Annotated in this window: 10 protein-coding genes and 4 tRNA genes; all 14 read left to right on the forward strand. The window is 55.2% G+C overall.

The genetic code is table 11. The features are described from left to right. Positions 1-195: 195 nt before the first annotated feature. The 14 genes from ACUN8H_RS11495 to rpoC all read left to right on the forward strand — a co-directional run bounded on the left by ACUN8H_RS11495 (position 196) and on the right by rpoC (position 14,977). Positions 196-1,191 carry a biotin--[acetyl-CoA-carboxylase] ligase gene (locus tag ACUN8H_RS11495; RefSeq protein WP_445532273.1) on the forward strand — a complete coding sequence of 332 codons (996 nt, stop codon included), beginning with the start codon at positions 196-198 and terminating at the stop codon, positions 1,189-1,191. Then, positions 1,188-2,027, forward strand: coding sequence for a type III pantothenate kinase (locus ACUN8H_RS11500; RefSeq protein ID WP_290699781.1), 840 nt, complete (start codon positions 1,188-1,190; stop codon positions 2,025-2,027). The genes ACUN8H_RS11495 and ACUN8H_RS11500 overlap by 4 nt, the downstream gene beginning before the upstream one ends. Before the next feature lie 152 nt (positions 2,028-2,179). Further along, a tRNA-Tyr gene (locus ACUN8H_RS11505) sits at positions 2,180-2,263 on the forward strand. A 135-nt stretch (positions 2,264-2,398) separates the two neighbouring features. Then, positions 2,399-2,472: transfer RNA gene (locus ACUN8H_RS11510), tRNA-Gly, on the forward strand. Positions 2,473-2,485: 13 nt separating this feature from the next. Continuing rightward, positions 2,486-2,560: transfer RNA gene (locus ACUN8H_RS11515), tRNA-Thr, on the forward strand. Between the two features lie 221 nt (positions 2,561-2,781). Continuing rightward, positions 2,782-2,857, forward strand: a tRNA-Trp gene (locus tag ACUN8H_RS11520). 75 nt (positions 2,858-2,932) lie between these two features. Further along, positions 2,933-3,316: a preprotein translocase subunit SecE gene (secE, locus tag ACUN8H_RS11525; protein ID WP_008959179.1), complete on the forward strand. Its 384-nt coding sequence runs from the start codon at positions 2,933-2,935 to the stop codon at positions 3,314-3,316. A gap of 8 nt (positions 3,317-3,324) precedes the next feature. Then, complete coding sequence (nusG, locus tag ACUN8H_RS11530) at positions 3,325-3,858, forward strand: transcription termination/antitermination protein NusG (protein ID WP_008959178.1); 534 nt, start codon at positions 3,325-3,327, stop codon at positions 3,856-3,858. A gap of 82 nt (positions 3,859-3,940) precedes the next feature. Continuing rightward, positions 3,941-4,372, forward strand: a complete 432-nt coding sequence (gene rplK, locus ACUN8H_RS11535; protein WP_007112017.1) for a 50S ribosomal protein L11 — start codon at positions 3,941-3,943, stop codon at positions 4,370-4,372. Positions 4,373-4,374: 2 nt separating this feature from the next. Next, complete coding sequence (rplA, locus tag ACUN8H_RS11540) at positions 4,375-5,067, forward strand: 50S ribosomal protein L1 (protein WP_445532274.1); 693 nt, start codon at positions 4,375-4,377, stop codon at positions 5,065-5,067. 310 nt (positions 5,068-5,377) lie between these two features. Continuing rightward, complete coding sequence (gene rplJ / locus ACUN8H_RS11545; RefSeq protein WP_240718642.1) at positions 5,378-5,884, forward strand: 50S ribosomal protein L10; 507 nt, start codon at positions 5,378-5,380, stop codon at positions 5,882-5,884. A 112-nt stretch (positions 5,885-5,996) separates the two neighbouring features. After that, the gene (gene rplL / locus ACUN8H_RS11550) at positions 5,997-6,365 is read left to right on the forward strand and encodes a 50S ribosomal protein L7/L12 (protein ID WP_290699793.1); all 369 of its coding nucleotides are present in this window, start codon (positions 5,997-5,999) and stop codon (positions 6,363-6,365) included. Between the two features lie 310 nt (positions 6,366-6,675). After that, entirely contained in the window at positions 6,676-10,752 is a 4,077-nt protein-coding gene (gene rpoB, locus ACUN8H_RS11555) for a DNA-directed RNA polymerase subunit beta (RefSeq protein ID WP_445532275.1), read from the forward strand. Between the two features lie 10 nt (positions 10,753-10,762). Then, complete coding sequence (gene rpoC / locus ACUN8H_RS11560; RefSeq protein ID WP_445532276.1) at positions 10,763-14,977, forward strand: DNA-directed RNA polymerase subunit beta'; 4,215 nt, start codon at positions 10,763-10,765, stop codon at positions 14,975-14,977. Positions 14,978-15,065: the final 88 nt, after the last annotated feature.

The raw sequence follows: 15,065 nt of genomic DNA on the forward strand, positions 1-15,065 counted from the left end.
GTCGGAAAATGCGGGTCGCAAGGGCTGGCAATTTGCCGACCATCTTGGCTCAGGGCTTGCGTCCAACGGACATTCTAGCATGTCGAAGGCTTCGCTGATATTACTGGAGCGTTTATCGACCTTGGTCTCGCCCCGAAAGTTTTCGCCGAGAACCTCCATCCGCTAGAATAGCGTTTTTCCCATTGGGGCAGGAGCATGACCATCGGCAACCTGATGCGTTTGTTAAGCGATGGCGAGGTTCACTCTGGCGAGCAGCTGGGTGAGGCGCTAGGTATTTCTCGTGCTGCGGTGTGGAAGCAGTTAAAAAAACTGGAAGCGCTGGGGGTTGAGTTAGTTGCCGTCAAGGGGCGCGGTTACCGATTGGCGCGTCGGCTGGAGCCGTTAGAGGGCGCCAAAATTGTTGAGCGTTTGCCTGCCCAGGCGCGCCATCACCTCGCGCGTCTGTTTGTTGAAGATCAGTTGCCTTCCAGCAATGAGTATCTGCGCCAACGCTTTGAACAAGGCGCAGGGCACGGTGAGGTGTGTCTGGTTGAACTGCAAACGGCGGGGCGTGGGCGGCGTGGTCGTGTCTGGTCGACGCCATGGGGGCAAAGTTTAATGCTCTCGCTAGGCTGGCGCTTTGAATCCGGTATCGCGGTGCTCGAAGGTTTGAGTCTGGCCGTGGGGGTTGTCGTTGCCCAAGTGCTCGAGCAGTACGGCGTGGCACCTAAGCTGAAGTGGCCCAACGACATCTTACTTTCCGAACAAGGTGACGCCGCCAGCGACGAGCTCGGCAAGCTGGCCGGCATTCTTATCGAAGTCACCGGTGATGCAGCAGGCCCCTGTGAGGTTGTGATCGGCATGGGGATGAACCTGTGGCTGCCGGAAGCTCAGCGGGCCGCCATCGACCAGCCTGTCGCGGCGCTTTTCGAGCGGCTGCCGACAATCTCACGCAATCAATTGGCCTCTGAAGTCGTCGCAGGCTTATTGGCGATGCTGGCTGACTTTGAGCAAAACGGGTTTGGCGCTTGGCGGGATGCCTGGAACCAGCGTCACGCTTACGCCGGGCTGCCTATTCGTGTAATTCAGGGCCAGCAGACCAGTGAAGCTGTCGCCGGAGAAGCAGATGAGAGTGGTAACCTATGGGTTACCGAAAGTGGTCACTCGCGACGCCTAGCCGGCGGTGAGATCAGCGTACGCAGGCGTTTATGATTCTGGATCTTGATATCGGCAACACGCTGTCGAAATGGCGGCTCAAAGATGCCGAGAGTAGCGAGATACGATCGCGCGGGGCCGTCTGGACCCGTGAAGAGTGGCGCCCTGGGGCCGATATTCCGGATCTTGATGTGGTCGAAGCGGTGCGCATATCGAGTGTTGCCAGGGCGGCTGTGTTGGAGGAAACCGTGGCTCTGCTGCGCCGCCGAGTGCGCCATGTGCATGTGGCACGCTCTACCCACGAAGCGCTAGGTGTCGTCAACGGTTACGAAGAGCCGGGGCGCCTGGGGGTCGACCGTTGGATGGGCGCGCTAGCTGGCTACCAGCTGGCGGGTGGCTGCTGTGCGGTGGATTGTGGCAGTGCTATCACTATTGATTTTGTGCTGCCAGGAGGTAGCCATTTGGGTGGCTTCATTATTCCCGGCTTACGGCTAATGAAAGAGAGCTTGAAGTTAGGTACCCGCAATGTGGCCATTGACCCAGAAAGCGAAGCGGATGAATTGCTCGAGCCTGGCCGACGCACTGTCGATGCGGTCAATCACGGCATTTTCATGGCAGCGGTCAGTGCGATTAACCGTATCTATAGTGAAGTGTGTGATCAACAAGGCGTCGCGCTACCGATGCTGCTAACCGGTGGCGACGCACGCGTGGTGTCACGTGGTGTGCAAGTACCTCACGCGGTATGGCCAGACATGGTCTATGGCGGTTTAGAAGCCTGCTTTCCGATGACCTTTGCCGAACGCGCGGGTAAAATGTCGGGCGCACCGCGCGTGCCAGAGCCCGTGTCGTTAGAAAAGATTCGGGCGGGACTTGCATTCTCAATGCTGCTTTGACAGAATGCAGCGCGTTCGAAGGCGAGGCGTAAAGCGTCTTGCTGGTTGGAAAGCTTAAATGTAGAAAGTGTTGGTAAGCTAAGCTTTTAATAGCTAAGACGATTATCAAGCTTGACACGTTTCTTAAGGCTGGCATAATGTGCCGCCACGTTGGAGAGATTCCCGAGTGGCCAAAGGGAGCAGACTGTAAATCTGCCGCGAAAGCTTCGAAGGTTCGAATCCTTCTCTCTCCACCAGATTTAAGCAGCAGCGATGTCATCGATGCTGCTGAATGAAAAGCCGGTAGCGGGCATAAGTCTACGCTTTGTAGCCTAGTTAAAGTGGAAGCTATAAAGCGGCGCGTAGCGGGTTGTCATTCTGCGACAGGTTCTGCGGGCGTAGTTCAACGGTAGAACCTCAGCCTTCCAAGCTGATGGTGCGGGTTCGATTCCCGCCGCCCGCTCCAGTTGTTGTGTTTAGCTCATGTAGCTCAGGGGTAGAGCACACCCTTGGTAAGGGTGAGGTCGACGGTTCAATTCCGTCCATGAGCTCCATATTTTGCAAGAAGTTAGTGGGTAGAAAGTTGCAGATAAAGCGAGCCAAGCTCGCTTTTTTTGTCTTTACGCCTCGGTCAGTGTAATAAGCTTAGGCGTAAAGGAGGGGTTGTCAGAAGTGGTGTACTTCGCTACTATGGCGCCCGCTGTTGTATAGGTGGCTGAAAAGGCGCTTATCGATAGGGTTAGATAGATGATGTAGAAAGTCAGTACGACGATACAGGCCAGTAGCTCAATTGGCAGAGCAGCGGTCTCCAAAACCGCAGGTTGGGGGTTCGATTCCCTCCTGGCCTGCCAGCCTTCCCCAGGTTGGTATGTCTTTTTTCCGAAATTCTTTTATCGTTCGCCGCACCCTTGAGGAGTCTCGTTTTTATGAAGCCTGGTTCTGTAAAACATGGCGCCGAGGTGCAACAGACGCGCCATGACGGGCTCAAATGGGCGGCGGTCGTAGCGCTGCTTGTCGTTGCTGTCGTTGGTAATACCTATTTCGCCGATATTGGCCTGCTCTACCGCGTGCTGGGTGTGGTGGTGTTGTGTGTGATTGCGGGTTTGATCGCACTAACCACTACCAAAGGTCGTGATTTGGTAGAGCTTGCCAGAAGCGCCAAGAAAGAGATTCAGCGCGTTGTATGGCCGACCCGTGCCGAAACCATTCAGACCACTGCCATCGTGTTAGTGGCGGTTCTGGTGGTGGGGCTGATGCTGTGGTTGATCGACACTCTTCTTGGCTGGGCGATGTCCGGCGTCATTGGTTAGGAGTTTTCATGTCCAAACGTTGGTACGTCGTTCACGCTTATTCTGGGTTCGAAAAGCATGTCATGCGCTCATTGATTGAGCGTGTGAAAATGTATGGCATGGAAGATCGTTTTGGCGAAATTCTGGTGCCGACCGAAGAAGTGGTGGAAATGCGTGACGGCAAGCGTCGTAAGAGTGAGCGCAAGTTCTATCCTGGCTACGTGCTGGTAGAAATGGAAATGGCCGACGAAACTTGGCATCTCGTTAACGAGACGCCCCGAGTGATGGGCTTTATCGGTGGTACCAAAGAGAAGCCGGCACCTATTACATCGCGCGAAGCGGATGCGATTCTGCTGCGTGTGAAAGATGGCACTGACAAGCCGCGGCCTAAAACCATGTTTGAGCCGGGCCAGTCAGTGCGTGTTGTCGATGGCCCGTTTGCCGACTTCAACGGGGTTGTCGAAGAAGTCAATTATGAAAAAAGTCGCCTGCATGTCAGTGTGCTGATCTTTGGGCGCTCAACGCCTGTTGAACTTGAGTTCTCCCAGGTAGAAAAAGAGTAATGTTTTCGTAAGAGACAGCGATTGGCTGTCTCGCTAGTCCCGGGGAGCCGAAAGGCGCTATTACCCAAACGGAGTAACTACCATGGCCAAGAAAGTACAGGCTTACATCAAACTGCAGGTTGCTGCAGGTAAAGCCAATCCAAGTCCGCCGGTAGGCCCAGCACTGGGTCAGCACGGCGTGAATATCATGGAATTCTGTAAGGCGTTCAATGCGGCGACTCAAGAAATTGAGCCGGGCCTGCCGACGCCAGTCGTGATCACTGTCTACTCTGACCGTAGCTTCACGTTTGTCACCAAAACACCGCCTGCTGCCGTGCTGCTGAAAAAAGCTGCTGGTATCAAGTCCGGTTCTGGTGAGCCGAACAAGAAGAAGGTTGGTACCGTGACGCGTGAGCAACTTGAAGAGATCGCCAAAACGAAAGAGCCTGACTTAACGGCTGCGAATCTTGATGCCGCTGTGCGCACCATCGCGGGCAGTGCTCGTAGCATGGGCCTAAACGTGGAGGGTCTCTGATCATGGCTAAACTGTCTAAGCGCGCGAAAGTTATTCGCGAAAAAGTAGATACACGCAAAGCTTACTCACTTGAAGAAGCGGTGGCGCTGCTCTCCGAGCTGTCTACCGTTAAATTCAAAGAGTCTGTTGATGTCGCTATCAACCTTGGCGTTGACCCGCGTAAATCAGACCAAGTAGTGCGTGGCGCTACTGTCATGCCTAATGGTACTGGTAAAGACGTACGCGTTGCGGTCTTCACCCAGGGCGCCAATGCCGATGCCGCTAAAGAAGCCGGCGCCGACATCGTGGGTATGGACGACTTGGCTGAGCAAGTGAAAAAAGGCGTGATGGATTTTGACGTCGTTATCGCTTCGCCTGACGCTATGCGCGTTGTCGGCCAGTTAGGTCAAATCTTAGGTCCGCGTGGCCTGATGCCTAACCCGAAAGTAGGCACTGTGACGCCCGATGTGGCGACAGCAGTTAAAAATGCCAAAGCGGGTCAAGTGCGTTTCCGTACTGACAAAAACGGCATCATCCACACGACGTTAGGTAAAGTGGATTTTGACGTGGCAGCGATTAACGGCAACCTGGAAGCTCTGGTGGCTGACCTGAAGCGTCTCAAGCCGAGCTCTTCTAAAGGCATTTACTTCAAAAAAATGACGCTGTCCACTACCATGGGTCCAGGTCTAACAATCGATCACTCTGCTTTTGCGTAAAGCGAGTTGTCGTTGGTTTTTTTGTAGGAACTGAGCAAGAACTTTGCGGTCCCCCGTTTAGTTATGAACACTGGCCGGGGCATCGTCAAAGACCGCAGGTGCCGCTTGACGTTTTAGTAGCGGCTTAATTGCCCTAAAAGCGCCTGCGCAGATGGTGTGGCCGCCAGTTGGTTAAGCTAAAAGGCTTTCTGGTGAGCACCATCCCCAAGGCTTCCCGTTCAGCGCTGCTGGTATTGTTAAGCAGCTCAAAACGGGAAGAGATGGTAACCACCGGAACCTTCTTGGGTTCCGGCACGAAGGAGTGATCACTGTGCCACTAGCACTTGAAGGCAAGAAAGCGATTGTTGCCGAGGTCAGTGAAGCGGCCAAGGGCGCACTCTCCGTCGTAGTTGCTGATTCTCGCGGCGTTACGGTTGGTAAGATGACCGATCTGCGCAAGCAGGCGCGTGAGAATGGTGTAGAGCTGCGTGTTGTACGTAATACGCTGGCTCGCCGCGCTCTCGAGGGCACTCAGTGGGAGTGCCTGAACGATAGCTTTGTTGGTCCTACGTTGTTGGCCTTCTCTACTGACCATCCGGGCGCTGCCGCTCGTTTGTTCAAAGAGTTTGCTAAAACGAACAAGGACTTCGAAGTAAAAGCGTTGGCCTACGAAGGTGAGCTGATTCCGGCTGCTGACATCGACCGTCTGGCAACCCTACCGACTTACGACGAAGCAATTGCCAAGTTGATGTCGGTAATGAAAGAAGCCTCCGCTGGCAAGCTGGTTCGTACTCTGGCCGCTCTGCGCGACCAGAAGCAAGAAGCCGAAGCCGCTTAAGCAGCGCTTCTTGCAGGTGGCGTGAAGGGTTTGCCCCGTCCGCTGCCTGAACCGAGCAATGAACCCTGAGCACTCGGCTGACCGAGGCTCCCGCAAAGTTAGGAATGAAACAATGGCACTGTCTAAAGACGATATCATCAATGCTGTAGCCGACATGTCCGTTATGGAAGTTGTTGAGCTAATCGAAGCAATGGAAGAGAAATTCGGCGTTTCTGCCGCTGCCGCTGTAATGGCTGGCCCGGCTGCTGGCGGCGAAGTAGCTGAAGAACAGACTGAATTTGACGTTGTTCTGACCGCTGCTGGCGACAAGAAAGTTAACGTGATCAAAGCAGTTCGTGAGATCACCGGCCTTGGCTTGAAAGAAGCTAAAGGTGCTGTTGACGGCGCTCCGGCGACCATCAAAGAAGGTCTGTCTAAAGACGACGCAGAAGCAGCAAAAGCTAAGCTGGAAGAAGCGGGCGCAAGCGTCGAGCTCAAGTAATTCTTGTGCGGACGGCTTTACGCGCTGCGTAAGCTTCCACGGCTGGCGGCGGGATATCCCGCTGCCGGCCTTTTTCTGTTGTAGCTTAAGTTAAATAGCAACTGCTTTTACCACGAGCAGTCACGACAGAAATGTATAAGCGTTATTGAAGATAGTGTTATCGACTACAGTGTTATCGACGACTGAGTTATCGAACTAGATTTTCGACGGCGAGCTACCGATTTAGGAGCTTGCTGTCTGTGTCTGACGAAGCTCGAAGGGCAGATGACCACGCATCGGTCACCCATGGTGAACAAGCTGGGGAATACAGATGGCTTACTCATATACTGAGAAAAAACGCATCCGCAAGGATTTCGGCAAACTGCCCCAAGTGATGGATGTGCCTTACTTGCTGGCGATCCAGCTTGATTCCTATTACGACTTCCTCCAGCAAGATCGTTCGCCCGACGAGCGTCACGAAGTCGGTTTGCACGCGGCTTTTAAGTCCGTGTTTCCGATTGAGAGCTTCTCCGGCAATGCAGCGCTTGAGTATGTCAGCTACCGCTTCGGCACGCCGGCGTTCGATGTTAAGGAGTGCCAGCTGCGCGGCGTGACTTACTCCGCCCCGCTGCGCGTCAAGGTTCGCTTGATCATCTATGATCGCGATTCCTCAAATAAAGCAATCAAAGATATTAAAGAGCAGGAAGTCTACATGGGGGAAATCCCCCTGATGACCGAGAACGGTACCTTTGTCATTAATGGTACTGAGCGGGTTATCGTTTCCCAGCTCCACCGCTCGCCCGGTGTGTTCTTTGATCACGATAAAGGTAAGAGCCACTCCTCGGGTAAACTACTCTACTCGGCGCGTGTGATTCCTTACCGTGGTTCATGGTTAGACTTCGAATTCGATCCCAAAGACAATGTCTTTGTACGTATCGACCGTCGCCGCAAACTGCCGGCGTCGGTACTGATGCGTGCGCTGGGTATGAGCACCGAAGAGATCCTGGACGAGTTCTTTGAAACCAGCATTTTCCACATTGAGAAATCCGGTTTCTCTGTGGAGTTGGTACCGTCGCGCCTGCGCGGTGAGACGGCAACTTTCGACATCAAAGATGGCGAAGGTAATGTGATCGTCGAAGAAGGTCGTCGGATTACCCAGAAGCACATCCGTCAGCTTGAAAAAGCCGGCCTTGAGCGCCTGGATGTGCCGATGGAGTACCTGTTCGGTAAAACCCTGGCCAAAGATCAAGTCGACGCCAAAACAGGCGAGCTGATCTGCCCGTGTAACACCGAGATCACGCCAGAAGTACTCGAGCGCATGGCTCAGGGCGGTATTACCCTGGTCGAAACGCTCTACACCAACGATCTTGACTGCGGTTCCTTTATTTCCGACACCCTGAAGCTGGATGCGACTAATTCAGCACTTGAGGCGCTGGTCGAAATTTACCGCATGATGCGTCCCGGCGAGCCGCCGACCAAAGAGTCTGCCGAAACGCTGTTTAACAACCTGTTCTTCTCTGAGGACCGCTACGACCTGTCTGGCGTTGGCCGCATGAAGTTCAACCGTCGCCTGCGCCGTGATACTGACACCGGCTCCGGCGTACTGGATCGCAAAGACATCCTTGATGTGCTGCGCGAGCTGATCAACATTCGTAACGGCTTCGGTGACGTTGACGATATCGATCACCTGGGTAACCGTCGTATTCGCTGCGTTGGCGAAATGGCCGAGAACCAGTTCCGCGTTGGCTTGGTGCGTGTTGAGCGCGCGGTGAAAGAGCGTCTATCCATGGCCGAAAGCGAAGGCCTGATGCCGCAAGACTTGATCAACGCCAAGCCGGTTGCGGCGGCGGTGAAAGAGTTCTTCGGTTCCAGCCAGCTTTCTCAGTTCATGGACCAGAACAACCCGCTTTCGGAAGTGACTCACAAGCGTCGTGTCTCTGCACTCGGGCCCGGTGGTTTGACCCGTGAGCGTGCTGGCTTCGAAGTACGTGACGTTCACGCCACGCACTACGGGCGCCTCTGCCCGATCGAAACGCCGGAAGGCCCGAACATCGGTCTGATCAACTCGCTGGCGACTTACAGCCACACTAACAGCTACGGCTTCCTTGAAACGCCGTACCGTAAAGTGGTTGACCGTCAGTTGACCGACGACATCGTCCACCTTTCGGCGATCGAAGAGGGCGATTTCGTTATCGCCCAGGCGTCGGCAGCGGTGGATGAGTCCAACAAGCTGAGTGATGACCTGGTTCAGGTACGTCACCGCGGTGAAACGACCTTTATGCGTCCTGAGCAAGTGACGCTGATGGACGTATCGCCACGCCAGGTCGTCTCCGTCGCAGCGGCGTTGATTCCGTTCCTTGAGCACGATGACGCCAACCGCGCCCTGATGGGTTCGAACATGCAGCGTCAGGCGGTGCCGACCCTGCGTGCCGATAAGCCGCTGGTAGGTACGGGCATGGAGCGCTTTGTTGCCCGTGACTCCGGTGTCTGTGCGGTAGCCAATCGCGGCGGCGTGATTGATTCCGTTGATGCGCGTCGTGTCGTGGTACGGGTCAATGAAGATGAAATTATCGGCGGTGAAGCCGGTGTTGATATCTACAACCTGACCAAGTACACCCGTTCGAACCAGAACACTTGTATGAACCAGCGCCCCATCGTACGGCCTGGTGACAACGTGGCGCGCGGCGATATTCTCGCTGACGGCCCGTCTGTCGATATGGGTGATCTGGCGCTGGGTCAGAACATGCGCATCGCGTTTATGCCCTGGAACGGCTACAACTTCGAAGACTCGATCCTGCTTTCCGAGCGAGTCGTTCAAGAAGACCGTTTCACCACGATTCACATTCAGGAACTGACCTGTGTGTCTCGCGACACCAAGTTGGGCTCGGAAGAGATTACCTCCGATATTCCCAACGTGGGTGAGTCGGCGCTCTCCAAGCTGGATGAGGCGGGCGTTGTTTACATCGGTGCTGAAGTTGGCCCCGGCGACATTCTGGTCGGTAAGGTAACGCCGAAAGGTGAAACCCAGCTGACGCCAGAAGAGAAGCTGCTGCGTGCCATCTTCGGTGAGAAAGCGTCGGACGTTAAAGATACTTCTCTGCGTGCTCCCACCGGCATGAAGGGAACGGTCATCGACGTTCAGGTGTTTACTCGTGACGGCGTCGATAAAGACTCTCGCGCACTCTCTATCGAGCGTACGCAGCTTGATGAAGTTCGTAAGGATCTGCAAGAGACCTATCGTATCGCTGAAGACGCAACGTTTGAGCGTCTCAAGCGTACCCTTGACGGCCAAGCCGTTAACGGTGGCCCGAACCTTAAGAAAGGCGACGTGCTAGACGAGGCGTACCTTGACGAGTTGCCGCGGCAGCAGTGGTTCAAACTGCGCATGCAGGATGAGTCTTACAACGAGCTGTTGGCCCAGGCCGACGAGCAGCTTGAAAACCGTCGTAAAGAGATGGACGAGCGCTTTGAAGATAAGAAGCGCAAGCTGACCCAGGGCGACGATCTCGCGCCGGGCGTGCTGAAAATCGTCAAGGTTTACATGGCGGTCAAGCGTCGCATCCAGCCAGGCGACAAAATGGCCGGTCGTCACGGTAACAAGGGTGTTATCTCCGCGATCATGCCGATCGAAGACATGCCGTTCGACGAAAAAGGCGAGCCGGTCGATGTGGTACTGAACCCGCTGGGTGTACCGTCGCGCATGAACGTCGGTCAGATTTTGGAAACCCACCTGGGCATGGCCGCCCGTGGTCTAGGGGTCAAGATCGAAGCCATGCTGCGCGATGCACGCGGACAGCAAGTCGCCGAGATTCGTGACTTCCTGGGACAGATCTACAACACGCAAGGTACGCGCGTTGAAGATCTCGATTCTCTGACTGACGATGAGGTCATTGCCCTGGCGAAGAACCTCAAAGGGGGTGTACCGATGGCTACGCCGGTGTTTGACGGTGCCAAAGAGCACGAAATCAAGCATCTGCTGAAGCTGGCGGACATTCCTGAATCGGGCCAGATGGCCCTGTTCGATGGCCGTACCGGTGACGCTTTTGACCGTCCGGTTACCGTCGGCTACATGTACATGCTGAAGCTTAACCACTTGGTAGACGACAAGATGCACGCGCGTTCTACCGGTTCTTACTCGCTGGTTACCCAGCAGCCCTTGGGTGGTAAGGCGCAATTCGGTGGTCAGCGCTTCGGTGAGATGGAAGTGTGGGCGTTGGAAGCATACGGCGCCGCGTACACGCTACAAGAAATGCTCACCGTCAAGTCGGACGACGTCGAAGGCCGCACCAAGATGTATAAAAACATCGTGGATGGCGACCACACCATGCAGGCAGGCATGCCGGAATCCTTCAACGTACTCGTGAAGGAAATCCGCTCGCTGGGCATCGATATCGAGTTAGAGAGCTAGGAGCCGTCACATGAAAGATTTGGTGAAAGTACTCAAATCGCAGTCTCAGTCCGAAGAGTTTGACGCGATCAAGATTACCCTGGCGTCGCCGGACATGATTCGCTCCTGGTCGTTTGGCGAGGTGAAGAAGCCTGAGACCATCAACTACCGTACCTTTAAACCGGAGCGGGACGGCCTGTTCTGCGCCAAAATTTTTGGCCCGGTGAAAGACTACGAGTGTTTGTGCGGCAAGTATAAGCGCATGAAGCACCGCGGTATTATCTGCGAAAAGTGTGGCGTAGAAGTGACCAAAGCCGCCGTGCGCCGTGAGCGCATGGGGCACATTGAGCTGGCCTCGCCGGTCGCTCACATCTGGTTTCTGAAGTCACTGCCGTCGCGGATTGGCATGTTCCTCGATATGACCCTGCGTGATATCGAGCGCGTGCTGTATTTCGAAAGCTTTGTCGTCATCGACCCGGGCATGACCACGCTTGAGCGTGGCCAGCTGCTCAACGACGAACAGTACTTCGAAGCGCTGGAAGAGTTCGGCGACGACTTCGATGCCCGTATGGGTGCCGAAGCGGTTCAGGAGCTGCTCAAAGATATCGATCTGGAAGAAGAGATCAATCATCTGCGTGAAGAGATTCCGCAGACCAACTCTGAAACCAAGATCAAGAAGCTTTCCAAGCGCTTGAAACTACTGGAAGCGTTCTACCACTCCGGCAATGCGCCGGCGTGGATGGTCATGGAAGTGCTGCCCGTGCTGCCGCCGGATCTGCGTCCGCTGGTGCCGCTGGATGGCGGTCGCTTCGCGACCTCCGATCTCAACGACCTTTACCGTCGTGTGATCAACCGTAACAACCGCCTGAAGCGTCTGCTCGATCTTAATGCGCCGGACATCATCGTGCGCAACGAGAAGCGGATGCTGCAGGAAGCGGTCGATGCGCTGCTGGATAACGGCCGTCGTGGCCGTGCGATCACGGGCTCTAACAAGCGTCCGCTGAAATCGCTCGCCGACATGATCAAAGGTAAGCAGGGGCGTTTCCGTCAGAACCTGCTGGGTAAGCGTGTCGACTACTCGGGCCGTTCGGTGATTACCGTAGGTCCGACGCTGCGCCTGCACCAGTGTGGTCTGCCCAAGAAAATGGCGCTGGAGCTGTTCAAGCCGTTCATCTACTCCAAGCTGCAGTCGCTGGGCTACGCCTCAACGATCAAAGCCGCCAAGAAGATGGTCGAGCGCGAGCTGCCGGAAGTGTGGGACATCCTCGCCGATGTTATCCGCGAACACCCGGTACTGCTGAACCGTGCGCCGACGCTTCACCGTCTGGGTATCCAGGCGTTTGAGCCGCTATTGATCGAAGGTAAAGCGATCCAACTGCACCCGCTGGTGTGTGCTGCTTACAACGCCGACTTCGACGGTGACCAGATGGCGGTACACGTACCGCTGACCCTTGAAGCCCAGCTTGAAGCGCGTGCGCTGATGATGGCTACCAACAACGTGTTGTCGCCCGCTAATGGCGAGCCGATCATCGTACCGTCGCAAGACGTTGTTCTGGGTCTGTATTACATGACCCGTGAAAAGATCAACGCCAAAGGCGAGGGCATGGTGTTCTCTGACCTCAATGAGGTCGAGCGCGCTTTTGGTACTCAGTCAGTATCGCTTCACGCGCGGGTCAAAGTGCGTCTGGACGAAATCGATATCGAAGAAGAGAGCGGCGAGCGTAGCTTCCACCGCCGTATTTACGATACGACGGTAGGCCGTGCGCTGCTGTTCCGTATTCTGCCCGAAGGCGTGCCCTTCGAGCTGATCGATCAGCCGATGAAGAAGAAGGCGATCTCCAGCCTGATCAACGAAGTGTATCGTCGTGCTGGTCTAAAGCCGACCGTCATCTTTGCTGATCAGCTGATGTATACCGGCTTCCGTCTGGCTACTTGGTCCGGCGCCTCAATCGGTGTTAACGACTTCGTTATCCCCGAAGCCAAAACCGAAATCGTTGACGCGGCGGAAGCCGAAGTTAAAGAGATCGAAGACCAGTTCTCTTCTGGTCTGGTAACTGCCGGCGAGAAGTACAACAAGGTTATCGATATCTGGTCGAAAGCCAACGACAAAGTCGCCAAGGCGATGATGGTTGGTATCTCGAAAGAGACCGTCATTGATCGTGATGGCAACGAGGTTGAGCAGGATTCTTTCAACAGCGTCTTCATCATGGCCGACTCCGGTGCCCGTGGTAGTGCTGCCCAGATTCGTCAGTTGGCCGGTATGCGTGGCCTGATGGCCAAGCCGGATGGATCGATCATTGAAACGCCGATCGTTGCCAACTTCCGTGAAGGTCTGAACGTACTGCAGTACTTCATCTCGACCCACGGTGCACGTAAAGGTCTGGCGGATACGGCCCTGAAAACGGCCAACTCTGGTTACCTGACGCGTCGCTTGGTCGACGTAGCGCAAGACTTGGTGATCACCGAAGTGGACTGTGGCACTGAAAACGGTTTGACGCTTCATCCGATCATCGAAGGCGGCGATATCATCGTACCGCTGTCACAGCGCGTATTGGGTCGTGTGGTCGCTCAGGATGTCGTGCATCCGGGCAGCGGTGAAGTGTTGATCGCTAAAGGCACCTTGCTCGACGAGAAGTGGTGTGCCGAGCTCGACACCATGGGTGTCGATGAGATCATCGTACGCTCTACGATTACCTGTGAAACGCCGCATGGCGTATGTGCTTCCTGTTACGGCCGTGACTTGGCCCGTGGCCACCAGGTCAACATCGGTGAAGCTGTCGGCGTTATCGCGGCACAGTCGATTGGTGAGCCGGGTACCCAGTTGACCATGCGTACCTTCCACATCGGTGGCGCGGCATCGCGTTCATCTGCTGTGGACAGCGTACAGGTCAAACACGGCGGTAAGGTGCGTTTGCACAACATCAAGCACGTTGAACGTGCTGACGGCAAATTGGTAGTGGTCTCGCGTTCGAGCGCCCTGGCCGTTGCCGATGATCACGGCCGTGAGCGTGAGTATTACAAGCTGCCTTACGGTGCTGAGCTCTCTGTACGCGACGGCGACGTTGTGGATGCAGGTGCCATTGTCGCCAAGTGGGATCCGCACACTCACCCCATTGTTGCTGAAGTAGAAGGTAAGGCGCAGTTCATCGATCTTGACGAAGGTGTCACCATGCACCGCAGCGTTGATGAGATGACCGGCCTGTCCTCTATTGAGGTTATCGAATCGGCAGCTCGCCCGATGGCGGGTCGCGACAAGCGTCCGATGGTCATGCTGCAAGACGCGGCAGGTGAGTACGTATCTGTATCGGGCTCTAACACGCCGGTACAGTACCTATTGCCGGGCAACTCGATTATTTCGGTAGACGATGGCGTCACCATCGGTGTGGGTGAGGTGGTTGCCCGTATCCCGGTAGAGGCGTCGGCGAACAAAGATATTACCGGTGGTCTGCCGCGGGTGGCTGACTTGTTCGAAGCACGTAAGCCGAAAGAATCGTCTATTCTGGCTGAAATCAGCGGTGTCGTGAGCTTTGGTAAAGAGACCAAAGGCAAGCGTCGCCTGATGATTACGCCAGAGTCAGGCGATCCGTTCGAGGCCTTGATCCCGAAATGGCGTCAAATTGCCGTCTTTGAAGGTGAAACCGTCGAGAAAGGCGAAGTGATTTCGGATGGCCCGAGCAACCCGCACGACATCTTGCGCTTGCTGGGTGTTGAGGAGCTCGCCAAGTACATCACTGCTGAAGTACAAGACGTTTATCGTCTTCAGGGTGTCGGCATCAATGATAAGCACATCGAAGTCATTGTTCGTCAGATGCTACGTAAGGTTGAAATCACTGATTCGGGCGACTCTGATTTCATCACGGGCGACCAAGCGGAACTGGTGCGTGTGTTGGAACAGAACGAGCGTCTGGAAAAAGAGAAGAAATTCCCAGCCAAGTACCAACGTATGCTGCTGGGTATCACCAAGGCCAGCTTGGCTACTGAGTCGTTCATTTCCGCGGCCTCCTTCCAGGAGACCACCCGCGTATTGACCGAAGCAGCGGTGACCGGCAAGCGCGATTATCTGCGCGGCCTGAAAGAAAACGTGGTCGTTGGTCGACTCATACCGGCAGGTACGGGCCTGACTCACCACGCAGAGCGTCGTCGCAAGCGCGAAGACGTAGAGCAACTGTTCAATCCTTCGGCCACCGAAGTAGAGCAGGAGCTCGGTGCCCAGCTAACCGCTCTCGATTCAGACGACGAGCTGTAAGCCAGGTGCTTGAACCATTGGTTTTGAACCATCGGTAAAAGAGAAAGAAAACGAATTGCTGACCTAAAAACGTCACCTTGTCGGTAAA

Source organism: Vreelandella sp. V005, from assembly GCF_052645115.1.

What these genes read in the sequence shown, in the direction of transcription:
- ACUN8H_RS11495 (WP_445532273.1), top strand. Translation starts at nt 196, where the DNA reads ATGACCATCGGCAACCTGATGCGTTTGTTAAGCGATGGCGAGGTTCAC.
- ACUN8H_RS11500 (WP_290699781.1), top strand. Translation starts at nt 1,188, where the DNA reads ATGATTCTGGATCTTGATATCGGCAACACGCTGTCGAAATGGCGGCTC.
- secE (WP_008959179.1), top strand. Translation starts at nt 2,933, where the DNA reads ATGAAGCCTGGTTCTGTAAAACATGGCGCCGAGGTGCAACAGACGCGC.
- nusG (WP_008959178.1), top strand. Translation starts at nt 3,325, where the DNA reads ATGTCCAAACGTTGGTACGTCGTTCACGCTTATTCTGGGTTCGAAAAG.
- rplK (WP_007112017.1), top strand. Translation starts at nt 3,941, where the DNA reads ATGGCCAAGAAAGTACAGGCTTACATCAAACTGCAGGTTGCTGCAGGT.
- rplA (WP_445532274.1), top strand. Translation starts at nt 4,375, where the DNA reads ATGGCTAAACTGTCTAAGCGCGCGAAAGTTATTCGCGAAAAAGTAGAT.
- rplL (WP_290699793.1), top strand. Translation starts at nt 5,997, where the DNA reads ATGGCACTGTCTAAAGACGATATCATCAATGCTGTAGCCGACATGTCC.
- rpoB (WP_445532275.1), top strand. Translation starts at nt 6,676, where the DNA reads ATGGCTTACTCATATACTGAGAAAAAACGCATCCGCAAGGATTTCGGC.
- rpoC (WP_445532276.1), top strand. Translation starts at nt 10,763, where the DNA reads ATGAAAGATTTGGTGAAAGTACTCAAATCGCAGTCTCAGTCCGAAGAG.